The organism is Pseudomonas sp. PS01270, assembly GCF_029959775.1.
GTDB lineage: Bacteria > Pseudomonadota > Gammaproteobacteria > Pseudomonadales > Pseudomonadaceae > Aquipseudomonas > Aquipseudomonas atacamensis.
The window spans coordinates 1-22,221 of sequence record NZ_JASCPT010000056.1; the positions used below are offsets into that span (position 1 = coordinate 1).

25 protein-coding genes are annotated in these 22,221 nt (G+C 59.5%); 16 read left to right on the forward strand and 9 right to left on the reverse strand.

What is annotated here, in order from left to right:
* Positions 1-177 precede the first annotated feature (177 nt).
* From QMX86_RS16285 to QMX86_RS16295, 3 genes are all read left to right on the forward strand, one after another.
* Positions 178-2,139: an acetyl/propionyl/methylcrotonyl-CoA carboxylase subunit alpha gene (locus QMX86_RS16285; RefSeq protein WP_282385296.1), complete on the forward strand. Its 1,962-nt coding sequence runs from the start codon at positions 178-180 to the stop codon at positions 2,137-2,139.
* A gap of 70 nt (positions 2,140-2,209) precedes the next feature.
* Positions 2,210-2,752 carry an exonuclease domain-containing protein gene (locus QMX86_RS16290; protein ID WP_282385298.1) on the forward strand — a complete coding sequence of 181 codons (543 nt, stop codon included), beginning with the start codon at positions 2,210-2,212 and terminating at the stop codon, positions 2,750-2,752.
* A gap of 71 nt (positions 2,753-2,823) precedes the next feature.
* The gene (locus tag QMX86_RS16295; protein ID WP_024013687.1) at positions 2,824-3,108 is read left to right on the forward strand and encodes a pyrimidine/purine nucleoside phosphorylase; all 285 of its coding nucleotides are present in this window, start codon (positions 2,824-2,826) and stop codon (positions 3,106-3,108) included.
* Positions 3,109-3,180: 72 nt separating this feature from the next.
* Here the strand turns inward: QMX86_RS16295 and QMX86_RS16300 are convergent, their stop codons facing one another.
* On the reverse strand, positions 3,181-3,987 hold the full coding sequence (locus QMX86_RS16300; RefSeq protein WP_282385299.1) for an MOSC domain-containing protein: 807 nt from the start codon (positions 3,985-3,987) through the stop codon (positions 3,181-3,183).
* Positions 3,988-4,173: 186 nt separating this feature from the next.
* The gene (locus QMX86_RS16305; protein ID WP_016770829.1) at positions 4,174-5,109 is read right to left on the reverse strand and encodes a chemotaxis protein CheV; all 936 of its coding nucleotides are present in this window, start codon (positions 5,107-5,109) and stop codon (positions 4,174-4,176) included.
* Between the two features lie 454 nt (positions 5,110-5,563).
* On the opposite strand from QMX86_RS16305, the gene QMX86_RS16310 reads away from it, so the two are divergent.
* The 3 genes from QMX86_RS16310 (at position 5,564) to QMX86_RS16320 (ending at position 8,048) form a co-directional block, all read left to right on the forward strand.
* A complete protein-coding gene (locus QMX86_RS16310; protein WP_122707647.1) occupies positions 5,564-6,034 on the forward strand; it encodes a hypothetical protein in 471 nt (156 codons plus the stop codon).
* Positions 6,035-6,498: 464 nt separating this feature from the next.
* The gene (locus QMX86_RS16315; protein ID WP_071173101.1) at positions 6,499-7,392 is read left to right on the forward strand and encodes a sensor histidine kinase; all 894 of its coding nucleotides are present in this window, start codon (positions 6,499-6,501) and stop codon (positions 7,390-7,392) included.
* Positions 7,389-8,048 (forward strand): response regulator transcription factor, encoded by a 660-nt coding sequence (locus tag QMX86_RS16320; RefSeq protein ID WP_016770832.1) that lies wholly within the window; start codon positions 7,389-7,391, stop codon positions 8,046-8,048. Before QMX86_RS16315 ends, QMX86_RS16320 begins: the two co-directional genes overlap by 4 nt.
* On the opposite strand, the gene yegS is transcribed toward QMX86_RS16320, so the two are convergent.
* The gene (gene yegS / locus QMX86_RS16325; RefSeq protein WP_122700120.1) at positions 8,032-8,949 is read right to left on the reverse strand and encodes a lipid kinase YegS; all 918 of its coding nucleotides are present in this window, start codon (positions 8,947-8,949) and stop codon (positions 8,032-8,034) included. The two genes, QMX86_RS16320 and yegS, sit on opposite strands and share 17 nt — an antisense overlap.
* 315 nt (positions 8,950-9,264) lie before the next feature.
* On the opposite strand from yegS, the gene QMX86_RS16330 reads away from it, so the two are divergent.
* Entirely contained in the window at positions 9,265-9,573 is a 309-nt protein-coding gene (locus QMX86_RS16330; RefSeq protein ID WP_016770834.1) for a hypothetical protein, read from the forward strand.
* A gap of 59 nt (positions 9,574-9,632) precedes the next feature.
* Here the strand turns inward: QMX86_RS16330 and glp are convergent, their stop codons facing one another.
* Together glp and moaB are read right to left on the reverse strand one after the other, a co-directional pair.
* The gene (gene glp / locus QMX86_RS16335; protein WP_282385300.1) at positions 9,633-10,859 is read right to left on the reverse strand and encodes a gephyrin-like molybdotransferase Glp; all 1,227 of its coding nucleotides are present in this window, start codon (positions 10,857-10,859) and stop codon (positions 9,633-9,635) included.
* Entirely contained in the window at positions 10,843-11,382 is a 540-nt protein-coding gene (moaB, locus tag QMX86_RS16340; protein WP_016770598.1) for a molybdenum cofactor biosynthesis protein B, read from the reverse strand. Before moaB ends, glp begins: the two co-directional genes overlap by 17 nt.
* Positions 11,383-11,463: 81 nt before the next feature.
* Between moaB and mobA the strand changes: the two genes are divergently transcribed.
* Entirely contained in the window at positions 11,464-12,066 is a 603-nt protein-coding gene (mobA, locus tag QMX86_RS16345; protein ID WP_282385301.1) for a molybdenum cofactor guanylyltransferase MobA, read from the forward strand.
* Between the two features lie 78 nt (positions 12,067-12,144).
* Positions 12,145-12,366 (forward strand): YgdI/YgdR family lipoprotein, encoded by a 222-nt coding sequence (locus tag QMX86_RS16350; RefSeq protein ID WP_016770600.1) that lies wholly within the window; start codon positions 12,145-12,147, stop codon positions 12,364-12,366.
* A gap of 82 nt (positions 12,367-12,448) precedes the next feature.
* Here the strand turns inward: QMX86_RS16350 and QMX86_RS16355 are convergent, their stop codons facing one another.
* From QMX86_RS16355 to QMX86_RS16365, 3 genes are all read right to left on the reverse strand, one after another.
* Positions 12,449-13,339 carry a pseudouridine synthase gene (locus tag QMX86_RS16355; protein ID WP_282385302.1) on the reverse strand — a complete coding sequence of 297 codons (891 nt, stop codon included), beginning with the start codon at positions 13,337-13,339 and terminating at the stop codon, positions 12,449-12,451.
* Between the two features lie 70 nt (positions 13,340-13,409).
* A complete protein-coding gene (locus QMX86_RS16360) occupies positions 13,410-13,727 on the reverse strand; it encodes a hypothetical protein (protein WP_016770837.1) in 318 nt (105 codons plus the stop codon).
* Between the two features lie 109 nt (positions 13,728-13,836).
* Positions 13,837-14,076, reverse strand: coding sequence for a glutaredoxin family protein (locus tag QMX86_RS16365; protein ID WP_122746645.1), 240 nt, complete (start codon positions 14,074-14,076; stop codon positions 13,837-13,839).
* 198 nt (positions 14,077-14,274) lie between these two features.
* Between QMX86_RS16365 and QMX86_RS16370 the strand changes: the two genes are divergently transcribed.
* Positions 14,275-15,987: a monovalent cation:proton antiporter-2 (CPA2) family protein gene (locus QMX86_RS16370; protein WP_016770839.1), complete on the forward strand. Its 1,713-nt coding sequence runs from the start codon at positions 14,275-14,277 to the stop codon at positions 15,985-15,987.
* Here QMX86_RS16370 and QMX86_RS16375 read toward each other — a convergent pair.
* Positions 15,984-17,192, reverse strand: coding sequence for an ammonium transporter (locus QMX86_RS16375; protein WP_122751445.1), 1,209 nt, complete (start codon positions 17,190-17,192; stop codon positions 15,984-15,986). The genes QMX86_RS16370 and QMX86_RS16375 overlap by 4 nt on opposite strands.
* 301 nt (positions 17,193-17,493) lie before the next feature.
* Between QMX86_RS16375 and QMX86_RS16380 the strand changes: the two genes are divergently transcribed.
* From QMX86_RS16380 to QMX86_RS16405, 6 genes are all read left to right on the forward strand, one after another.
* Positions 17,494-17,808, forward strand: a complete 315-nt coding sequence (locus tag QMX86_RS16380; protein ID WP_016770842.1) for a YqjD family protein — start codon at positions 17,494-17,496, stop codon at positions 17,806-17,808.
* 2 nt (positions 17,809-17,810) lie between these two features.
* Positions 17,811-18,197, forward strand: a complete 387-nt coding sequence (locus QMX86_RS16385; RefSeq protein WP_008079909.1) for a phage holin family protein — start codon at positions 17,811-17,813, stop codon at positions 18,195-18,197.
* Positions 18,194-18,532, forward strand: a complete 339-nt coding sequence (locus QMX86_RS16390) for a hypothetical protein (protein ID WP_016770844.1) — start codon at positions 18,194-18,196, stop codon at positions 18,530-18,532. Before QMX86_RS16385 ends, QMX86_RS16390 begins: the two co-directional genes overlap by 4 nt.
* A gap of 119 nt (positions 18,533-18,651) precedes the next feature.
* On the forward strand, positions 18,652-19,815 hold the full coding sequence (locus tag QMX86_RS16395) for an EAL domain-containing protein (RefSeq protein ID WP_016770845.1): 1,164 nt from the start codon (positions 18,652-18,654) through the stop codon (positions 19,813-19,815).
* Between the two features lie 69 nt (positions 19,816-19,884).
* Positions 19,885-21,213, forward strand: a complete 1,329-nt coding sequence (locus tag QMX86_RS16400) for a deoxyguanosinetriphosphate triphosphohydrolase (RefSeq protein ID WP_016770846.1) — start codon at positions 19,885-19,887, stop codon at positions 21,211-21,213.
* Positions 21,214-21,586: 373 nt separating this feature from the next.
* The gene (locus QMX86_RS16405) at positions 21,587-22,213 is read left to right on the forward strand and encodes a response regulator transcription factor (RefSeq protein WP_016770847.1); all 627 of its coding nucleotides are present in this window, start codon (positions 21,587-21,589) and stop codon (positions 22,211-22,213) included.
* Positions 22,214-22,221 lie beyond the last annotated feature (8 nt).

Genomic DNA, 22,221 nt, shown 5'->3' on the forward strand with positions numbered 1-22,221 from the left:
ACGGGATCGAAGGCACCTTGGCCTTTATGCAAAAGCGTAACCCGCGGGGGGCTATCTGAAAGCTTCGCGAGCAAGCTCGCTCCCACATTGGATCTGGATCACTTACAAATCTCTGTGGGAGCGAGCTTGCTCGCGAAGAGGCCAGCACCTGCGACGCAACTTCTGAGGAAATAGCCCATGCCCACCCTCCACAAAATCCTGATCGCCAACCGCGGTGAAATCGCCTGCCGCATCCAGCGCACGGCCCAAGCGCTGGGTTATCGCACCGTCGCCGTGTTCAGCGACGCCGACGCCGATGCGCTACACGTGCAAATGGCCGACCAAGCCGTGCGTATCGGCCCGGCGCCGGTGCAGCAGTCGTACCTCAACATTGCGGCGATCCTCGACGCCGCCCGCCGCAGCGGCGCCGACGCGATTCACCCGGGCTACGGCTTCCTCTCGGAAAACGCCGATTTCGCTCGCGCCTGCGCCGAAGCCGGGCTGATTTTCATCGGCCCCAGCGTCGAAGCGATCGAACTGATGGGCAGCAAACGCCTGTCGAAAATCGCCATGCTCGACGCCGGCGTGCCGTGCATTGCCGGCTATCAAGGCGCAGCGCAGGACGACGCGACGCTGCTGGCCGAAGCCGAGCGCATCGGTTATCCGCTGATGATCAAGGCCAGCGCCGGCGGCGGCGGACGCGGCATGCGCCTGGTGCACGAGGCCAGCGAACTGGTGGCGCAACTGCGCACCGCGCGGTCCGAAGCAATGAACGGTTTCGGCAGCGACGAGTTGATTCTCGAACAGGCATTGATCGAACCGCGCCACGTCGAAGTGCAATTGTTCGGCGACCAGCACGGCCATCTGGTCTATCTCGGCGAACGTGATTGCTCGATCCAGCGCCGCCATCAGAAAGTCATCGAAGAAGCGCCGTGCCCGGTGATGACCGCCGAGCTGCGCCAGGCCATGGGCGAAGCGGCGCTTAAGGCCGGGCGCGCGGTGGATTATGTCGGCGCCGGCACCGTGGAGTTTCTGCTCGACGCGCGCGGGCAGTTCTACTTTCTGGAGATGAACACCCGTCTGCAGGTCGAGCATCCGGTGACGGAATTGATCACCGGGCTGGATCTGGTCGCATGGCAGTTGCTGGTTGCCGAGGGCCAGCCGCTACCGCTGACGCAGGAGCAGATCCGTCTCGACGGTCACGCCATGGAAGTGCGCCTCTACGCTGAAGATCCCGCTGCGGATTTTCTTCCGCAAACCGGCCGAATTGCCGCATGGCAACCGGCTTCGGATCACGGGGCGCGGATCGATCACGGTCTGCTTGAAGGCCAGTCGGTGAGCCCGTTCTACGACCCGCTGCTGGGCAAACTGATCGCCCACGGTGCAACCCGCGAAGAGGCGCGGCGCAAATTGTTGCGGGCGGTGCAGGACACCGTGCTGCTTGGCGTGCAAAGCAACCAACGCTTGCTCGAAGGCCTGCTGCAACATCCGCAGTTCATCAGCGGCGACTTCAGCACCGCTTTCATCCAGCAACATTTTTCCAGCCATGCCTGCCTCAATACTTATGTGCCGACGACGGCGCAACTGGCGATTGCCGTGGCGTTGTTCTATCAGGCCAGCGCCCTGCCCCATCGCGCCCCGTTGAATGGCTGGCGCAACAACGCTAGCGTGCCGTTGCACTATCGACTCGGCAGTGACGAACAGGACTGGACGCTGTCGGTGCTGGCGCGCAAAACCGGCGAGTTGGTCGTGCAGGCTGGCGAAAGCACTGTGGAGGTGAAAATCATTGAGCACGCCGCGCAATCGATCATCATCGAAGTCGATGGTCTGCGCCAGCGCCACGCCTATCGTCTGCACGATCGGCAGCTGTGGCTGTTCACCCATCCGGGCAGCCTGCGCCTGGAGGATCGAACTCATGCGCCGATCGACAGTCAGACCAGCGTCGCCTCCGGCACCCTGAAAGCCCCGATGGACGGTGCCATTGTCGATGTGCTGGTCAGCGAAGGCAGTACGGTCAGCAAGGGTCAATTGCTGGTGGTACTGGAGGCAATGAAAATGGAGCATCCGTTGAAGGCCGGCATCGATGGCGTGCTCAAACGGGTGCAAGTGAAGGTTGGCGATCAGGTAAAAAATCGTCAGGTTCTGTTGCAGGTCGAGTAGTCGCCCGGGCACAAGCGCGGGGTTTGACTACGCTCTGATAAATCAGAACGCGGAAATCAGGAACCCTGCGATGCCCCATTGGCTGGTCATAGATCTGGAAGCCACCACAGACGAGGGTGGCTGGCCGGTCACGGAAATGGAAATTATCGAGATCGGTGCGACCCTGGTCGACCGCGCCGGGCGCGAGCAGGATCACTTCCAGCGCTTCGTCAAACCGACCCGCCGGCCATTGCTGACGCCGTTCTGTCGGGAGCTGACACACATCACCCAAGCCAACATCGATTCGGCGCAACCGCTGAGCGAGGTCTGGCCGGCCTTTGAGCGTTGGCTGACGCAGCATCAAACTCGTCTGGAAGGCTGGGCCAGTTGGGGCGGTTACGATCGCCAGCAGTTGCTCCAGGAGTGGCAGCGCCTGAACATCGACAGCGGCCTGAGCAAAGTCCCGCACATGAACCTCAAACAGCGCTTCGCCAAGGCCCGGCGCCTGGAACGACCGCTGGGGCTCAACGGCGCGTTGCAACTGGCGGGCATGCAGTTCAACGGCCAACAACATCGCGCGCTGGAAGATGCCCGCAATACTGCACGGTTATTGCCGCTGGTCCTGCCGCTTTAGACGCGTGACGGCGCGAAAAGCCTTGTGCATACTGGCCGCCCCCTTTTAAGCCCTTTTCGAGGAATCCGCCCATGTTTAAAGTCAACGAGTACTTCGACGGCACCGTCAAGTCGATCGCCTTTGGCACCGCTGAAGGTCCGGCGACCATTGGCGTCATGGCCCCGGGCGAATACGAATTCGGCACCAGCCAGCGCGAGATCATGCATGTGGTTTCCGGCGCGCTGAGCGTAAAACTGCCAGACAGCAGCGACTGGGAAACCTTCGCCGCCGGCAGCCAGTTCAACGTCCCGGCCAACAGCAAGTTTCAGCTGAAAGTCGAAGTGGATACCGCTTACCTGTGCGAATACCGCGGCTGATCCCGCCGGTTTCACAGCGCAAAAAAATGCCCGCGTCCAAAAGACCCGGGCATTTTTCGTTTCAGCGACAACCTATTCGAGAATTTCCACCGGCATGCCAACTTCCAAGCGGCCTTTGCCGTCGTTGACCAGATTCTGTCCGAACATCGCGCCATCGGCGGTGCTGCGGTGTTTCTGCAACGTCGCGAACGGCTCGCGATCGGCGCTGCGCTCACCGGTTTGCGGGTCGACAGTGGTCATGATGCAACGCGCGCACGGCTTGACCACGCGGAATTCGATATCGCCGATGCGAATGCGTTTCCATTGGTCCTCGGCGTAAGGCGCGCTGCCTTCGATCACCAGATTCGGACGGAAGCGCAGCATCTCCAGCTCTCGCCCTACCGCTTCCGAGAGCGCCAGCCGCGAGGCTTCGCCGATCAGCAGCAATGGATAACCGTCGGCGAACGCCACTTGATCGTCATCCTTGCCGAACCCCGACTGCGTGGTGCGCGCCCGCTCGAGTGGCATTTGCACCAGACGTGTCGGCTTGCCGAGGAAGTCGCTGACAAACCGCGCGGCTTGATCGCCGGCGTCCGGCACCCGCAGGGTGTCACGCCAGATCGTCACACCGCGCAGTTCGGCGTCGGCAGCGGGCAGCGCGACTTCGATAGACCCCTGCTCGGGAGCGCTGAGGGTCAGACCGCCGCCGGCATTCCATAACGCCGACAACTGACTCATCTTCGCTTCGGCACGCTGGGTCAGAAAGCGCCCGCTGGCCTCGTCCACCAGCATCCAGCGTCGGTCGCCCGCCAGCCCGAGCTTGTCCAGCTCAATGCTTTGCAGGATTTCGCCTTTGCCGGATTTCAACGGGTAACGATAAAGCGCGCTCAGACGCAGCATGGCCAGCTCCCTGATGGAAAAACGCCACCCTATACGAGCTTCGATACCGAATCAAAGCCGTCATTAATGTAAGTACAGTTCTGTGGGAGCGAGCCTGCTCGCGAAGAGGCCGGCACATTCACCATCAATGTGTCCGACCCTGCGCTTTCGCGAGCAGGCTCGCACAGGAAGCAAGATGTGCGTGTTTCAGGCCGGCACGGCGTCGAGCATCAGACGCTGGCGCACCACGTCGACCAGTTTGTCCGGCTGGAATTTGGAGAGGAAGTTGTCGCAGCCGACCTTCTTCACCATCGAGTCGTTGAAACTGCCCGATAGCGAGGTGTGCAGCACGACGTACAGGCCACGCAGGCGAGGGTCGTTGCGGATCTCCGTGGTCAGGCGATAACCGTCCATTTCCGGCATTTCCGCATCGGTGAAGATCATCAGCAGTTTATCGGTCATATGCACGCCGGTATCGGCCCAGGCCTTGAGCATGTTCAAGGCTTTCAGACCGTCACTGGCAATGTGCATCTTCACCCCGAGCTGGCCGAGGGTATCGCGCAATTGCGAAAGCGCTACGTTGGAGTCGTCCACCAACAACACTTCGCGGCCACGGGCGCGCTCCAGTACCGGGTCGTCGAGTTTCTCGCGCGACACCTTGGCGTTGTACGGGACGATTTCAGCGAGGACTTTCTCGACGTCGATGATCTCCACCAGTTGATCGTCGACCTTGCTGATCGCGGTCAGATAATGCTGGCGACCAGCACTGGTCGGCGGCGGCAGAATGGCTTCCCAGTTCATGTTGACGATGCGGTCGACACCGCCAACGAGGAAGGCCTGCACCGAACGGTTGTATTCGGTGACGATGATCGTGCTGTTCGGGCCCGGCACCAGTGGGCGCATACCGATTGCCTGGGACAGGTCGATCACCGGCAGGGTCTGTCCGCGCAGATTGACCACGCCGCAGACGAAAGGATGACGCTGCGGCATCAGGGTCAGCTTGGGCAGCTGCAGCACTTCCTGAACCTTGAACACGTTGATCGCGAACAGCTGGCGTCCGGCCAGGCGAAACATGAGGATTTCCAGGCGATTCTCACCCACCAGTTGCGTGCGTTGGTCTACCGTGTCGAGAATGCCGGCCATCAATGACTCCTGGGCTTGTTCTGATGAATTCACTATGGGGGTTTATCGGCTGCATTCAGCTAATCTTGATTGCTGTAAAGCGCGTCGCTAAAAATGCCATAAACGGCCATTGATGTCACACTGACATCATGCTTTACTGGCAATCGTGATTTCATCTGCTAGATTCATTGCGGCGCGACCTCGGTTTGCACGTTAGGTTCCCGCGCCTAAGGGATTCCCCTAGGATCAATCAGGCCCAACCTGATATTCGCCATTTCCAATAGCCATTACTGTGACGCCATTCTCATTGCATGAACGGAGTCAGGCTATTGTGTGCGATCGCAATTCAGTGGCAACCCACCCTCTGGAACCCCTCGGTCCGTGCACCTGCACCGCCGGGCGCGATCTGCCGACGATTCACGATCGTCGCCACACACGGCCATCCGTCAACCAACACGACGTGGTGGAGATGAACATGCCAATCGACCGTAAAGACTGGGCGCAACGCTTCCCCGAATTTCTGGTCGAGGCCGAAACGCTTCTCGCCAAGTCCGAAGAATGCCTGAGCCATCTGCAACTGATCAGCAATGACAAGGATGCCATCGACTGCATGCTCGGCACTCTGCTGAAGCTTGCTGGCCGCGCCGAAGCCTTGGCACTGGAAGCAATCTCCGAGTTTTCCCTGCACATCTACAGTCTGCTGAATCTGACCCAGGATCGCGTCGATCTGCACGAACAGGCCCTCGATGCCTTGCGAGACTGTTTCACCCTGATGGCATGGCAGCTTGAGCTGGTCGATCATAAAACCGGACAACTGAGCCTTGATGGCAGCGAGCAGACAGCCCTGCTTGAGGCCTTCGCGGCACAAATGGGCCAGGACACGTTCGAACCGAAGATGATGAGCAAACGTTTGCTCTCTGCGCCCTTTACCGCGCATCAGGCTTAAGCCTGCAATCCGCGATATTGTCGTAAATGAATGCTTCGTACCTGAAAGCGACAATCCGGGGCAAATAATCTGCCCGACCAACGGCTGATTTCCAGATGCCGCCATCAGGGTTTTCCCTGTGTGTTCCCCGAGACACTTCCAGGCAAAATCGAAGTCGTCCAACTACAAGAATTCCAACTTTTTCCAATATGGAACTTGCGTCCACGATCCGGTATTTCCTGACTGAATGGACATATATAGCGACCGCGACCAACGGTATGTTAAGTGGTATTATGCCGCCGGTTAATTACCTGCCGTTTAATGGCACAGTGACTCCAGCGTTTCATCAGCAATGTTATTGCCGGTCAATGATTGCTTAACGAATGCGGTATGAATCAATAACATAATTGACAGTATTTCCACACAGAGATCCGCCAGTCACCGGTCGGTCTGCCCGCAGCGAACATCCATTGGCTCCATCCGTTATGTACGCCAGTCTCAAGTCACTCATTACATGGCCACCTTCTCGGGAAAACGCCCGGCGCTTCACACTTGTTCTGTGTGTTCTGGCGACCTTGGGCAGTCTGCTGGCGTATGTTGTTTCCGCACGCCTTCCCTTGGGATTGCTGGCACTCGACGTTGCCGCCACCGCGTGCGTCTGGGTGCAATATCGCTTGTCGCGCAAATCGATCAAGTTTCAGCCACAAGAGCTGGCTGATCGACTGCTGCAAGTCCAGGAAAACGAGCGCCATCGCCTCAGCCGTGAATTGCACGACGATATCGGCCAGTTGCTCACCGCCGCCAAGCTGCAAAGTGACTGGCTCAAACGCCGCCTGCCGGAAGATCTGCAGGAACAATGCAAGGTCCTCTGCGACACGCTGGATGAAACCCTGAACAAGGTGCGTGACGTCTCGGCGATTCTCAATCCACGTCAATTGACCAGCCTGGGACTCGAAGCCAGTCTGCGTGCGCATTTGCTCAAGACACTGGCCAACACGCCGGTCAACTGGAGTCTCGATTGCCAGCAACGGCTCAACGGCATCCCCGAGGAAATGGCCGTCGCGGCGTTTCGCATTGCCCAGGAAGCCGTGACCAACATCCTCCGGCACGCACAGGCAAAAAACCTGTTGATTCGGGTACAGCGATTGCCGCAAGGTCTGACGCTGTTGATCAGTGATGACGGCCTGGGTTTCGCCCCGGCGGCCGACCCGGCCAGAGAAGGTCAACGCGGCATGGCCGGAATGGCCGAGCGTATCGAACAGTTGGGCGGCACATTGAGCGTTATCAGCGAGCCGGGCAAAGGCACTCGAATCGAAGCACTATTCCCGTGGGCGCCTCGGGCACTCGAACGGGCCAGTACGAATAAGGTTATGCGTTGACTTGTAACTTACTTCTGGTGGATGACCACTCGCTGATCAGAGCCGGCGTGCGCGCTCTGGTATTGGATATTCCCGGTTACGCGGTAATCGGCGAAGCCAGTGATGGTTCGCAATTGCTTGAAATGGTCGAGCAATTGAGCCCGGACATCGTATTGCTGGACATCTCGATGAGAGAAACCGGTGGCCTGGAAGCGCTGCAACGGCTCAAGCGCGTGCGGCCGCAGAGCAAAGTGCTGATTCTGTCGATGCACACCGATCCGGCGCTGATCATGCAGGCACTGGAGTCCGGTGCCCATGGCTACCTGCTCAAGGACACCACGGCCACCGAGCTCGAGCACGCGCTGGAAGCCCTGCGCAACAACGAACGCTACCTCAGCCCGGCCATTGCCCATACGGTGATCAATCAGGCACTGACGCGAAACCAGAAAAGCCAGCCGGACGTCGCCGATTCGCACAATCTGACCGCGCGCCAGCTGGAAATCCTTCGCCTGATCGTGCGCGGTAAATCGACCCGGGAAATCGCCAACGGCCTGGGCTTAAGCGTCAAGACCGTCGAAACCCACCGCGCACAGATCATGAAGCGCCTGCAAATCTACGACGTGGCGGGTCTGGTGCTGTTCGCTGTGCGTGAACAGATCATCAGCCTTGATGACTGATTGACGGTTGTTGGCCCAATAACGGCGAGTCCTTCGGCAGATGCACTTGCAACGCTGCAGGTTTCGCAACAAATCGCAGACTGTCGCCTTCCAGCGGCTCGCCATCGAGATTGATGCTCAGCCCTTCGGCGACCTTGATCTCGACCCACGGCAATCGCGCTCGCACAAACATATTGTCGAGGCCGAAGCCCTCGCTCAGCAGATTCTTCAACGTGCCGACCAGCTCCTGCGGTGCTGGCAAAATGCTGATATCCAGCAAACCATCGTCGACTCGCGCCTCGGGGCACAGCACATGGCCGCCACCCGCCTGCCGTCCGTTGCCGATTCCCAGTGCGAGCAGTTCACCCTGCCAATGAAAATCCGGGCCTTGCAACTCGCCGTAAGCGGCATGCAGCTCGCTGAACCGGGTCAGGCCGGTAAACAGATAAGCGGCGCCGCCCAAAACCTTTTTCAAGTCTTCCGAAGTATTGGCGGTCACCTGGCTGCCGAATCCGCCGGTCGCCATATTGAGGAAAATCTGCCCGCCCACTTCGCCCAGATCGATATCCGAGGGCTGAACATCCAGTAGCTCAAGGGCTTCAGCAGGCTCCAGGGATATACCGGCGGCACGGGAAAAATCGTTGGCGGTGCCCAGCGGCAGGAGGATTAGACTGGCTTTTTGCGGATGCTGCGCCAGCGCTTCGGCAATATCGCGCAAGGTGCCATCACCGCCACCGGCGATGATTTTGCTGTAGCCGGCCGCCAACGCTTCCTCGACCAGACGCTGGGCGTCGCCGGCCTCCCAGGTCACTCGGACAGCCAGTTCCCAGCCTTGCTCACGCTTGGCTTCGACGGCAGCGCGGACATCTTCGTTGAGTGCCTGTTTGCCATGCAAGATCAGCAGTGCCCGGCGTTCACTCATAACGTCACTCCAAGAATTGAAATCGATTGAAACATCTTGACCACTGCGCGCGTTAAAAAAGCCGCAGGGATGGCGATTAATTGCTTTTCAAACGGCCAGCGTCCTACACAGCGGTATTTTTTCGTACGGAACAAGAGGAATCGGCTTAATTGACCCCGTCCGATCATTGGGTCACCGTGTGCCGGCAGCACCAACTTTCAACTCAATAACACAAGGATGTGCCGGTAATGAACGGATACCCCGCGATTCATCTCCATGAATCGAGCAATGGAATAATCAGCAAGCGTGCAGTTGCTACGACCAGCGAGTACTTCCATGCGCAACCATGAAACCAAGGCACCGGTGAGCCCGGTCGCCGCTCTCGCCGAAAGTCGTGCCAGCAAGAAACCAGATTTCTGTAACAGCGCCAAGACCCCTGGAGAGTTTGATATGGAACCCCGAGTCAGCGAGCTGGAGACTCACTTCAAATACATGCGCCGCGACATGGACGAAGTGCTCAATGATGTCCGGACGATCAAACACCGTCTGGCGTATTCGGCGGGTGCCACCGCTGTCATCCTTGGACTGCTGGGATGGGTGGCCAACAGCCGATTCGACCAGTTGGTGACGTTGATCAGCAACTGACCGAATCATTCGTTGCACGCGCCGTGCGTATCAGCCGACGCGTGCATGGACGAGATGGCCTACCCCAGAAGGTCACTGAGGGGAATGAAGCTCACTTCATCACCCTCGCTCAGCGTGCGGCCCTCTCGGACTTCCACCAACCCGTCGGCCCACGCGGCGCTACGCAGCACACCCGAACTCTGGTTGCGGTAAATGATTGCGCGCCCCTGCTCCAAACGCCCGCGCAAATATTCACGACGGTTGCCGGCCACCGGCCAGACAAAGCCTGCTGGCACTGCAAACTTGAGCGGCTCGACATCTTGCACACCCAGGCGTCGCAACAGATAAGGCCGCGTCAGCAAGGCGAACGTCACCAGCGTAGAGGCGGGATTGCCGGGCAGGCCAATCACCGGCACGTTGCGGAAATGACCGAACGTCAATGGTTTTCCCGGCTTGATCGCCAGTTTCCACAGGTCCAGCTCGCCTTCTTCACGCAAGGCAATGCCGAGGAAATCCGCTTCACCGACCGAGACCCCGCCGGTAGAGAGGACCAGATCGACATTTTGTAGCTCACCCAGCCGCGCCCGCGTCGCGGGTAGATCGTCCGGAAGAATTCCGCCATCGATGACTTCGCAGCCCAGACGCTGCAGCCAGCTGCACAGAAGTACGCGATTGCTGTTGTAGATCTGGCCCGGCCCCAATGCCTGACCGGGTTCAACCAGTTCGTCCCCAGTGGACAGAACCGCCACCCGCGGCTTGCGCACGACGTTAACCCCGGCACAGCCAAGCGAAGCAGCCAGGCCTTGCTCAATCGGTCCGAGCCGGGTTCCAGCTTGCAGCACCAATTCGCCGACCGTGGTTTCCTGCCCTTGCGGACGAATGTTCTGCCCGGCTTTCAAAGGTTCAAGAAAGCGCACTCGGCCGTCGGCCTGAACTTCGGCGTTTTCCTGCATCTCGACACAGTCGGCACCCGGCGGCAGCGGTGCCCCGGTGAAGATGCGTGCGCAGGTGCCTGGTTCCAAAGGTTGTGGAGATCGCCCGGCGAAGACCTTTTGACTGACCGGCAGCGGCTCGCCTTGCCAATCCGCCAGGTTCAAGGCGTAGCCGTCCATGGCGCTGTTCGGCCATGGCGGCAGATCCAGCGTCGAGATCAGATCTTCCGCCAGCACCCGCCCTTCGACTTGAGCCAGCGGCAAGTGCTCGCGCTCGACAATGCGCGACGCATCGGCCATGGCCAGCAAACGCTCGAGCGCCGTTTCGACAGGCAGCAAACTGCCGGTCTTGCCCGGCTTACCCACGGGATTCACAAGGCGCCGCCTGCTTCAGATGGGTGACGAAGTTGCAGGGACGATGACGGGCGTCCAGTTGCTCAGCAAGAATGCCATCCCAACCGGTGCGCACCGCATTGGTCGAACCCGGCAGGCAGCACACCAGCGTGCCGTTGGCCAGACCAGCCAAGGCCCGGGACTGCACGGTCGAAGTGCCGATATCGGCTACGGAGATCTGGCGGAACAGTTCGCCAAAACCGTCGACCTGCTTGTCGAGCAGGCATGCCACCGCTTCCGGCGTGCTGTCACGCCCGGTGAAGCCGGTGCCGCCGGTGATCAACACAACCTGAACCACATCGTCGGCAATCCAGTTGGCGACTTGCGCGCGAATTTTGTAGAGATCATCTTTAAGCAAAACCCGCTCGGCCAGCGCGTGACCGGCCGCGATCAAGCGATCAACGAAGACCTGGCCGGAGGTATCGGTTTCCAGGGTTCGGGTGTCGCTGACAGTCAGCACCGCAATATTGAGCGGCACGAAAGGTACATCAGCCTTGGCTTTCATAGGCTCTTCCAGTTGTAGGGGAAACAGCCCGGTGTTATATCACAGCGGCTCATTTTCCCGCCGCCCCTCTGGAGAGTCGTCATGCCCTCGAACAAGCCATTGCCACCCTGCTCCGTCCTGCTTCTGGCCGGTGGACGCGGTCAACGCATGGGCGGTCAGGACAAGGGGCTTATCGAATGGCTGGGCGAGCCTTTGATCGCGCATTTGCAGCGCAAGGTACGGCCGTTGACCGACGATCTGATCATCTCCTGCAACCGCAATCGCGAGCGTTATGCCGGGTTTGCCGATCAGTTGGTGATGGATGATGAAGGCGATTTCCCCGGGCCGCTGGCCGGTATTCGTGCCGGGCTGAAAGCGGCGCGCCATGCGCATCTGCTGGTGTTGCCATGTGATGTGCCGCGAATCGACGAGGCCTTGCTCGAAGACATGCTGATTACTGCCGATCTGCAACGTGAAAAACCTTTAATGCTGCGCCACGGCGAGCATTGGGAACCGCTGCTGTGCGTGATTCCCGTGGCGCTGTTGCCGGCATTCGAAGCAGCCTGGAATGCAGGCGAGCGCAGCCCGGGGCGGGTAATGCGCAGCCTCGGCGCCGGCGCATTGCAATGCCCTGACAACGACCCGCGACTGGCCAACCTCAACACCCCCGAATTGTTACATCTGCACAACACTGTGTCAGACTGACATTATCCAAGGAACTCTCACGCCTTGTTTACGTCTCAAGCTCAGTAACCAGAAGATTTCCCATTCGGAGACACACTCATGACTCAACGGACCCTCGCCACTTTCATGCTCGCACTGGGCCTGGCAACCCTCGCAGGTTGCTCCTCGCCAACAGTGATCACCTTGAATGACGGTCGCGAAATCCAGGCCGTCGACACCCCGAAATACGATGATGATTCGGGCTTCTACGAGTTCCAGCAGCTGGACGGCAAAGAGACCCGCATCAACAAGGATCAGGTTCGTACCGTTAAAGAGCTGTAAGGCTCCGCGTCGTTACCGGATACAGAAAAGCCCGCATTGTCATGCGGGCTTTTTCATGGGCGCTCGGAAAGCAGTTTCAGCATTACCACTGCAAGGTGATTTGACTCTCGAACTCCCGCAACTCACCGGTCACCGGGTCGATGAAGCGCAGGCCTTGCGCAAGCAGCTTCAACGGGTTGGCGTAGTCGTCCTCGACATCTTTCAACACAGTCGGATAAAACGGATCGTTGCAAATACTCGCTCCCAGCGCCGTCATGTGCACCCGCAGCTGATGCTTTTTGCCGGTCACGGGATACAGGCCATAGCGCCACAGATCACCATTTTTCTCACGCACTTCGACCGCCGTTTCGGTATTGCAGGCGCCGGGCCCTTCCTGCATGCGGAAAAACGGCTCGCCATCGACCAGGCGGCTCTTGTGCACCAAGGGGAAATTCAGCTCGGGCAACGCCGGGGCGATCGCTTCGTAGCGCTTGTCGATCTGCCGGGTCGGGAACAATGACTGATAGTCCGAGCGGGTTTGCGGGTTAGCCGAGAAGATCACCAGCCCTGCGGTGTGCCGGTCAATGCGGTGCAGCGGCACCAGATGCGGATTGTCCAGCCGACGGATCAGCCGCCGCAGCAGGGTTTGTTCGACATATTCTCCGGCCGGGGTGACTGGCAGAAAGTGAGGTTTGTCGGCCACCACCAAGTGTTCATCGGCATAGAGAATCGACTCGAGAACCGGGATCGGCTTTTCGTCCGGCACCTCACGAAAGTAATGAATGCGCAGCCCTTCCCTGTACGGCAAGTCCAGCGCAATTGGCTGGCCCTGCGCATCCAGCACCCGTCCGCGAGCAATCCGGTCAAGCCACTGTTCGCGGCCGATGGCACTGAAGTGCTCGCACAGGCAATCGAGTACCGTCAGCCAGGAACCGGGCGGCAGGTACAAGGTGCTGGCCTGATTGTGCGCAGCGGAAAATACGGGACTGGACATACGAAACAGAATTCCTCAATGCAAGCCGGCATTATCCAACAGTGAGGCAAAGCCACCTAGCGCAGTTTCATCAGGCCGGAATCGACTTGAGGGCCGCCGCTTCGGTGAACTCCTTCAGCCAGCGCAAGACATCGACCGCCTCCCAGCGCCCCGGGTCGTACAACGCGTATAACAGTCCCTGATAACCGACCACATCCAGCTGCTTGTGATAACCGGCGCGTTGAAAAAGGGCTTCGATTTCGGCAAAGCAGGTATTGAAATGCAGCTTGTTGAATGGCGTCTTGCCTTCCGTGACCAGCCCGTCCAGGCGCAATTCGAGGACGGCCTCGCGCACCACGTCCACCGACATCCGGTTAACGCTGCTCTTCAACTGTTCGACATTGACCACGGTTCATCCCTCTGACTCGATTGCTGTATGGACATACAGTAACCGAAGAAGTCAGCGAGCGCCAACGCAAGGATGTATCGCTGCGACCAGCGGAAGGATCAAGGCAAAATCAACAGCCTAAAAATGCCACCACCTGGTCGGCGCTGAACGGCCAATCCAGCTCCGCGCCAGTGTCAACGCGCCGCAGTACCGGGATGCGCAAGCTGTATTTTTCGAACCACGATTCGTCTTCGGCAATGTCCACCAGTTCAACCAGCAGACCATGCTCGACGAAGGGCATCAGCTCGGCTTCGGCGACTTCACACAGGTGACACCCGAGGGTGCCGAACAGCTGACATTCAGGAGGCATGACGGCATTACCGGAAAACAAGTGAGCCCATTCTAGGACGCCACTAAACCCTCGTCGACCCGGCGCCGCCCAAAGGACCCAGCGCTCCCGGCGCAAAATCCTGACGCAAATCATTCAGCGCAAATTGCAAATGCGTCATCCTCGCGGACTTTTTGCCTCTACGCTTCAGAGGCCAACGCCCTGACAGCGGAGTGTCCCGTGTTTGCAAATCTGTTGATCATCCTCGCCTCATCCCTGGTGGTGATTGCCCTGTTCCGGCGCCTGCGACTGCCGCCGGTGCTGGGTTACCTGTGCGTGGGATTACTGGTCGGGCCGAACGCATTCGACTGGGTCAACGAGAGCGAACATCTGCCCGATGTCGCCGAGCTGGGCGTGGTGTTTCTGCTGTTTTCGCTGGGTCTGGAGTTCTCCCTGTCGAAGATGATTGCGCTGCGTCAGGTGGTGTTTCGCCTCGGCAGTCAGCAAGTGCTGATCAGCACAGCGCTGCTCGGCACACTGTTGATGGGCCTGGGCATGCCGCTGATGCCGGCGCTGTTGCTCGGTGCAGGGTTATCGCTGTCATCCACGGCGATCGTGACCAAGGAGCTGGGCAGTCTTGGTGAAGTATTCAGCAGCCACGGCCAGAACGCGGTCGGCGTGTTGCTGTTTCAGGACGTTGTCGCGGTATTGCTGCTGACACTGGTTCCGGTCTTCGCCGGCACCAGCGAGCAGGCCTGGTATTGGGCCTTGCCGCTGACCCTGGGCAAAACCGTGGTGCTGTTCTTCGGCCTGCTGCTCGCCAGTCGCTGGTTGCTGCCACGGCTGTTTCATGAGGTGGCGGCCTCGCGCTCTGCGGAGCTGTTCGTCCTGCTGGCGCTGGTGATCGTGCTGCTGACTGCCTGGCTCACGCACTTGTTGGGGCTGTCGCCTGCACTCGGCGCTTTCCTCGCCGGCATGTTGCTCGGGGAAAGCCATTATCGGCACCAGATCGAAGCTGACATCCGGCCCTTTCGCGACATTCTGCTCGGCGTGTTCTTCGTCAGCATCGGCATGCTGATCGACCTGCAATTGTTCGTCAGTCACAGCCTGTTGATCATCGGCCTGACGCTGGGCCTGATGCTGATCAAAGGCATCGTGGTCGCGCTGCTGGTGAAGTGGCGCGGCAGTGACAGCGAAACCGCATGGCGCAGCGGTCTGGCCCTGGCCCAGGGCGGGGAGTTCTGTTTTGCCTTGATGGCGCAGATGCAGCAAAACAGCCTGTTGCCGGCCGAACCGGGCGCCCTGCTGCTCGCGGCGACGTTCTGTTCGATGCTGCTCACGCCACTGCTGTTGCGTGCGGCGCCGCGCATTGCCGCCGTGCTGCACCGCAAGCCCAATCAGGAAGCGCAGATCGAACAGATCAGCGCGCTCAACGCCGACCTCGACCAGCACGTGGTGATCTGCGGCTACGGTCGCGTCGGCCAGTCCATCGGCCGCTTCATGGGCAATGCCGGGCAAGCCTATGTTGCGCTGGACAACGATCCGGTGCGGGTGCAGGAAGCCGCATCTGCGGAAAGCGACGTGCATTACGGCGACTCGGCGCGTGGCGATCTGCTTACTGCGGTTGGCCTGTTGCGCGCCAGGCTGCTGGTGATTGCCGTGGATCAAAGTGACGTGGCGTTGCGCATTCTGCGCGAAGCCCGGCGACTCAACCGACAGGTGCCGATTCTGGTACGCACCCGTGACGACAGCCAATCGGCGGAACTCAGAGCCGCCGGCGCCACCGAGGTGGTGCCGGAGCTTCTGGAGTCGAGCCTGATGCTCGCTTCACATGCGCTGATCATGCTCGGCCTGCCCGCGCACAAAGTGCAGGAGAAGGTCGATCAAGTGCGCATCGATCGCTATCGCCTGCTCCACGGTTTCTATCCCGGAGCCAATGATGAGGAAATCTAGTCCTGACTCACCGCGCCGATCTTGTGCAGCGACAGGTCGGCGCCGTAATACTCTTGTTCCTGACTCAGGCGCAGCCCATGCAATGCCTTGATCGCGCCGTAGACGACGAAGCCGCCGAGCAGCGCGACCGCGACGCCAAGCGCAGTGCCGATCAACTGGCTGATCAGGCTGACACCGCCCAGGCCACCCAGCACAGACTGACCGAAGATGCCGCAGGCAATCCCGCCCCACACGCCACACAAACCATGCAACGGCCATACGCCCAGCACATCGTCGATGCGCCATTTGACTTGGGCAGCGGTAAAGCACCAGACAAACAAGGCTCCGGCGATCGCGCCGGTTACCAGCGCACCAACCGGATGCATCAGGTCGGATCCGGCGCAAATCGCCACCAGCCCGGCCAGCGGGCCGTTGTGCAGAAAGCCAGGGTCGTTGCGCCCAACGATCAACGCCGCGACGGTACCGCCAACCATGGCCATCAGCGAGTTGACCGCGACCAGGCCACTGACACCTTGCAGGGTTTGCGCGCTCATCACGTTGAAGCCGAACCAGCCGACAATCAGGATCCACGAGCCCAGCGCCAGAAACGGAATGCTCGACGGCGCGAACGCGACCAGGCGCCCATCGCGGTAGCGACCATTGCGCGGGCCGAGCAGCAGAACAGCGGCCAACGCCAGCCAACCGCCCACGGCATGCACCACCACCGAGCCGGCGAAATCATGGAATGCCGCGCCAAACTGCGCCGCCAGCCAGCCTTGCAAGCCGAAGTTGCCGTTCCAGATCAGCCCTTCGAAAAACGGATAGATAAACGCTACGATCAGCGCCGTCGCGCACAACTGCGGGACGAAACGCGCGCGTTCGGCAATGCCGCCGGAAATGATCGCCGGGATGGCGGCAGCAAAGGTCAGCAGGAAGAAAAACTTCACCAGGCCATAGCCGTGGTCAGCCGTGAGCACCGCCGCCGGTTGCATGAAGGTGACGCCATAGGAGATCCAATAGCCTATAAAGAAATAGGCCAGGGTCGAGACGGCGAAGTCGCTGAGGATTTTCGCCAGCGCGTTAACCTGGTTCTTCTGCCGGACCGTGCCGACCTCCAGAAAGGCGAAACCGGCGTGCATCGCCAGTACCATCACCGCACCGATCAGAATGAACAACGTGTTGGAGCTGTGAACCAGCGTGTCCACAGCGCTTTGCAGATTTTCCATGAGGAGGCAGACCCAAGGCTAAAAGGCACCAAAGCGGTTCATGCGGGCATTTCATGCACCAAATTACGACTCACCAGTCATTCAACGGCAGGGTCGATGAACTGATTTGGCGCATGAATCGATGTCCGAACACGAACCGCCGGCAAATGAATTAGAGTTTTTCTGCTTGGACGCCCGGCAACAGCGCACCTACGCCGAGCGACGCACCACGACACAGCAAAAGTTGTACCAGGCATTTGCACTGAACCTTCGCGCAAGGCTCATACTCGAACGCTTCAAAGCCACCTACGGAGATCCACCCATGGCCAGCATCAAGGCAAAGACTGCTCAAGAAATCCTGATGAACGACTTCCAGACTCTGGTCGCCGACACCGAACGCCTGCTCGAGCACACCAAGACCCTCGCTGGTGATCAGGCCGATGAGCTGCGTGCCCAGATCCACGACAGCCTGCTGCGTGCCCGGGAAACCCTGAAAGTGACTGAAGACACCCTGCGCGAACGCGGTCAGGCGGCGGTCACCGCTACTGAAGACTATGTATCGGCCAACCCATGGCAATCGGTGGGCATCGCTGCCGGCGTCGGCTTTCTGATCGGCCTGCTGGCAACTCGGCGCTGATCATGTCGATCGGTGAATCCGGCCCGACTGCGGGCACCGCCTCCTCCACGCGTCGCCTCGGCGCTGCCGTTCTGGGCCTGCTGCACAGTCATGTCGAGCTGTTCGGCATCGAATTGCAGGAACAGAAATCACGCACCGTCAGCCTGCTGCTGTTCGCCGGCCTGGCGTTGGTGTTTGCCCTGCTGTTGCTGGTAGGTCTGTCGACGCTGGTGATGATCATCTTCTGGGATACCTACCGCCTGGCAGCGATCATCGGCCTGTGCGTGTTTTACACGCTGGCGTCGATCTTCTGCGGCCTGCGCCTCAAAGCGGCGATTTTCGATGAGTCCTCGCCTTTCCACGGCACGCTCGAAGAGCTGGCCAACGACCGGGAGCGCCTGCTGCCATGAGCCTGCCTGAACTTCCGCACAACAGCTCACGCCGGGAAATGCGCAAGGCGCTGATCCGCCTGCGCATGGAAATGCACCGTCAGGAAATCCGCCACGAAACCGCGCAAGTGTTGCAACCGTTGCAGCGCATGCGTGGCATGAAACAGAACGTGCAGGACGGTTTTGGCATCAAGCACGCGCCGTTGTGGGGCGTGGCGGCGGTGACGCTGCTGGGTTTCCTCACCGGCAAAGGCTCGAAACGCAGCAGTGGTGGCGGTTTGACGCGACTGCTGCGTCTGGGCACGACGCTTGGGCCGCTGATCAGACTGGTCATGCACAGCTCGGGCAAACGCTGAAGCGCCCATCTGGCTACATTCTTGCAATAGCGCCGGGATGAATCTCCTTATCAGGAGATTCATCCCGCGTGCCTATCCGGCAAGCGCGGCCAAACCAAAAACAAGATTAAGGACTTGCCGTGATCGACGGGCAACCGCTCGCCTGTTTTCAGCCTTTCATCGATACCGCCACCGGCCGCATTGCTGGTGTGGAAGCACTCGGTCGCTTGCGCCAGAGCGATGGTCAACTGACCTCGGTCGGGCCATTGTTCGCCGACCCACGGACCCCGGCCACCGCCTTGCGCCGTCTCGATCGGCAGATCCGTGACCACGCCCTCAGCCGCCTGCATGAAGCGCCGGCGGAGTGGTTTCTCAGCCTGAACATGTCGCCACGCTGGATCAGCCGCCTGCGCGCCGATCAAGCGCTGCCAAGTCTCAAACAACTGGCGCGACACCAGGTTGATCCGCAGCGCATCGTTTTCGAGATCACCGAACTGGGTGGTAACAGCGAACGCCTGGCCCACGTGGTCGGGCGCTACCGTGACGCAGGGGCGAGAATCGCCATTGATGATTTCGGCGCAGGCTATTCGCAGCTGGATCGGGTGTTGGCCCTGCAACCGGACATTCTCAAGCTCGATATGCGCCTGTTTCAGGCTGCAGCCCTCGGCGGACCGAGCAGCGATGTGGTAAAGGCTCTCGCCCAGATGGCCGAGAAAACCGGCTGCTGGATCATCGCCGAAGGCGTCGAAACCGAAGCGCAGCTGAATTTCGCGCTGGAGTGCGGCTCGCGCTATGTGCAGGGATTTCTCTTCGCCCGAGCACAAGAAGAATTCTTCGCTACCGATGCCTTCGTCGCGCATTTCGCGCAATTGCGGCAACGCTACGTGAAGCAGAAACTCAGCGAGCGCGGACGGCTGATGCAAATGCGTCAGCAGCTCAGCGAGCTGATGGCGATTCTGCAACAATGGGCGCAGGCCCGCGCCCCGCTCAGTGCATTGCCGCAATTGCAGGCGTTTCCCTGGCTGCTGCGCTTTTATCAGTGCGACCGCCACGGCACGCAACTGACGCCCAACCTGGAATGGCGCCATGACGGCTGGTTTGCCGATGATCGCTATCTGGGGCACAACTGGTCGTGGCGACCGTACTTCTATCATCTGCTGGCCGAAGGCTGGGAAGAACGCCGCCTGACCCTGTCCAACACCTACCGCGACGCCACAAGCAACCAGTATTGCCTGACTGCCGGACAGTTCTTCGATAACGGTGAACGGCTGCTGCTGATCGATATCGATGCGGCGGGTCTGTAGTTCCGCTTGCAGGCGCGGGGCCGAACCGGGAAGCTAGGGCGATCAGTCACCAGACGGAGAGATTCAGCCTTGGATTGGCCAACCCTGCTCAACCGCGAACGCCTCGGCAAGCCGCTACACAGCCCGCAAGAACTCGGCCGCAGCCCTTTTCACAAAGACCATGACCGCATCATTTTCTCCGGGGCCTTCCGCCGCCTCGGGCGCAAGACCCAAGTGCACCCGGTCACCAGCAACGATCACATTCACACGCGTCTGACTCACTCGCTGGAAGTCAGTTGTGTCGGCCGTTCGCTGGGCATGCGTGTCGGTGAAACCTTGCGCAGCGCGCTGCCAGACTGGTGCGACCCGGCCGACCTCGGCATGGTCGTGCAGTCGGCCTGCCTGGCCCATGACATCGGCAATCCGCCGTTTGGCCATTCCGGCGAAGACGCCATTCGCCACTGGTTTCAACAAGCCGCCGGGCGCGGCTGGCTCGATGGCATGAGCGAAGCCGAGCGTGGTGACTTCCTCAATTTCGAGGGCAATGCTCAAGGCTTTCGCGTGCTGACGCAGCTGGAATATCACCAGTTCGACGGCGGCACACGCCTGACCTACGCGACGCTGGGCACCTATCTGAAGTACCCGTGGACCGCGCGCCACGCCGACTCCCTCGGCTACAAGAAACACAAATTCGGCTGCTACCAAAGCGAACTGCCGCTGCTCGAACAGATCGCTCACAAGCTCGGCCTGCCGCAAATCGAAGACCAGCGCTGGGCACGCCATCCACTGGTCTACCTGATGGAGGCCGCCGATGACATCTGCTATGCGCTGATCGATCTCGAAGACGGTCTGGAAATGGAGCTGCTCGAATATGCCGAAGTCGAGTCGTTGCTGCTCGGGCTGGTGGGCGACGATTTGCCGGAAACCTATCGCCAGCTCGGCCCGCAGGATTCCCGCCGGCGCAAACTGGCGATCCTGCGCGGCAAGGCCATCGAGCACCTGACCAACGCGGCAGCGCGAGCATTTGTCGAACAGCAGGATGCTCTGCTCGCCGGCACACTGCACGGCGATCTGGTCGAACACATGCACGGGCCGGCAAAGCGCTGCGTGTTGAACGCCAAGGACATCGCGCGCAAAAAAATCTTCCAGGACAAGCGCAAGACCCTGCATGAAATCGGCGCGTACACGACGCTGGAGATTCTGCTCAATTCGTTCTGCGGTGCCGCGCTGGAGCAGCACAACGGCCGCACGCCGTCGTTCAAGAGCCGGCGTATTCTCGATTTGCTCGGCAACAATGCGCCGGATCCGCAGGGTTCGTTGCACAGCTCGTTTCTGCGCATGATCGATTTCATCGCCGGCATGACCGACAGTTACGCCAGTGACATGGCACTGGAAATGACCGGGCGTTCAAGCCACTGAGTCTGGTGGGGTCAGCCGGTCACTGATCTGACCGGCTGACCACCATGAGAGTTTTCGCTGAATGCCCCTGTGAACCAGGTGAGATTCAACTACGCTTGACCCATTAACCCGATCAAATAAACACCGCTAATTAAACGCAACTTTAAACATCGACAAATAATTGAATATCAATATTGGCCTTCGGATCATTTCAATCTTCGGCCAATTGATTGCTCGCCCTTCCTTACGCCGAACCTAATTTCAACGTAGTCTCTTTCCTCATTACGCGTAGGATTAATCCGATAACGTAGTCGCGACACTACCAGTCCATGCGAGTGCTCATGCATCTGAGCTAAGGTGCGCGCTTTATTCATGCTTGCATGGGACTCTATTTATGAACTCCGTTTTTATTGTGGACGATCATCCAGTCATCCGCCTCGCCGTGCGAATGCTCCTGGAACATGAAGGCTACAAGGTCGTCGGCGAGACCGATAACGGTGTCGATGCCATGCAGATGGTCCGTGAATGCATGCCCGACCTGGTCATTCTCGATATCAGCATTCCCAAGCTGGACGGCCTCGAAGTACTGGCCCGCTTCAACACCATGGGTTCCAATTTCAAGATTCTGATTCTGACGGCGCAGTGTCCTACGCTGTTCGGTATCCGCTGCATGCAATCCGGTGCATCGGGATATGTCTGCAAGCAGGAAGACTTGAGCGAATTGGTCAGCGCAATTAAAGCGGTACTTTCCGGTTATAACTATTTCCCCAGTCAAGCGCTTAATCCGGTGCGCGCCGACGACACTCGATACGCTGAACTTGAACTGTTCAAATCCGTCAATGACCGCGAACTGATGGTATTGCAGTTATTTGCTCAGGGACGTACCAACAAGGAAATAGCCAAGGGCATGTTTCTGAGCAACAAGACCGTCAGCACTTATAAAAAGCGTCTGATGCAAAAACTCAAAGCCAGATCCCTTGTAGAACTTATCGAGATGGCCAAACGTAACGCACTCGTGTGAGACCCCAC

Excerpts from the sequence above, each read along its gene's own strand:
- QMX86_RS16285 (WP_282385296.1), top strand. The coding sequence starts at position 178 with ATGCCCACCCTCCACAAAATCCTGATCGCCAACCGCGGTGAAATCGCC.
- QMX86_RS16290 (WP_282385298.1), top strand. The coding sequence starts at position 2,210 with ATGCCCCATTGGCTGGTCATAGATCTGGAAGCCACCACAGACGAGGGT.
- QMX86_RS16295 (WP_024013687.1), top strand. The coding sequence starts at position 2,824 with ATGTTTAAAGTCAACGAGTACTTCGACGGCACCGTCAAGTCGATCGCC.
- QMX86_RS16300 (WP_282385299.1), bottom strand. The coding sequence starts at position 3,987 with ATGCTGCGTCTGAGCGCGCTTTATCGTTACCCGTTGAAATCCGGCAAA.
- QMX86_RS16305 (WP_016770829.1), bottom strand. The coding sequence starts at position 5,109 with ATGGCCGGCATTCTCGACACGGTAGACCAACGCACGCAACTGGTGGGT.
- QMX86_RS16310 (WP_122707647.1), top strand. The coding sequence starts at position 5,564 with ATGCCAATCGACCGTAAAGACTGGGCGCAACGCTTCCCCGAATTTCTG.
- QMX86_RS16315 (WP_071173101.1), top strand. The coding sequence starts at position 6,499 with ATGTACGCCAGTCTCAAGTCACTCATTACATGGCCACCTTCTCGGGAA.
- yegS (WP_122700120.1), bottom strand. The coding sequence starts at position 8,949 with ATGAGTGAACGCCGGGCACTGCTGATCTTGCATGGCAAACAGGCACTC.
- QMX86_RS16330 (WP_016770834.1), top strand. The coding sequence starts at position 9,265 with ATGCGCAACCATGAAACCAAGGCACCGGTGAGCCCGGTCGCCGCTCTC.
- moaB (WP_016770598.1), bottom strand. The coding sequence starts at position 11,382 with ATGAAAGCCAAGGCTGATGTACCTTTCGTGCCGCTCAATATTGCGGTG.
- mobA (WP_282385301.1), top strand. The coding sequence starts at position 11,464 with ATGCCCTCGAACAAGCCATTGCCACCCTGCTCCGTCCTGCTTCTGGCC.
- QMX86_RS16350 (WP_016770600.1), top strand. The coding sequence starts at position 12,145 with ATGACTCAACGGACCCTCGCCACTTTCATGCTCGCACTGGGCCTGGCA.
- QMX86_RS16355 (WP_282385302.1), bottom strand. The coding sequence starts at position 13,339 with ATGTCCAGTCCCGTATTTTCCGCTGCGCACAATCAGGCCAGCACCTTG.
- QMX86_RS16365 (WP_122746645.1), bottom strand. The coding sequence starts at position 14,076 with ATGCCTCCTGAATGTCAGCTGTTCGGCACCCTCGGGTGTCACCTGTGT.
- QMX86_RS16375 (WP_122751445.1), bottom strand. The coding sequence starts at position 17,192 with ATGGAAAATCTGCAAAGCGCTGTGGACACGCTGGTTCACAGCTCCAAC.
- QMX86_RS16380 (WP_016770842.1), top strand. The coding sequence starts at position 17,494 with ATGGCCAGCATCAAGGCAAAGACTGCTCAAGAAATCCTGATGAACGAC.
- QMX86_RS16385 (WP_008079909.1), top strand. The coding sequence starts at position 17,811 with ATGTCGATCGGTGAATCCGGCCCGACTGCGGGCACCGCCTCCTCCACG.
- QMX86_RS16390 (WP_016770844.1), top strand. The coding sequence starts at position 18,194 with ATGAGCCTGCCTGAACTTCCGCACAACAGCTCACGCCGGGAAATGCGC.
- QMX86_RS16405 (WP_016770847.1), top strand. The coding sequence starts at position 21,587 with ATGAACTCCGTTTTTATTGTGGACGATCATCCAGTCATCCGCCTCGCC.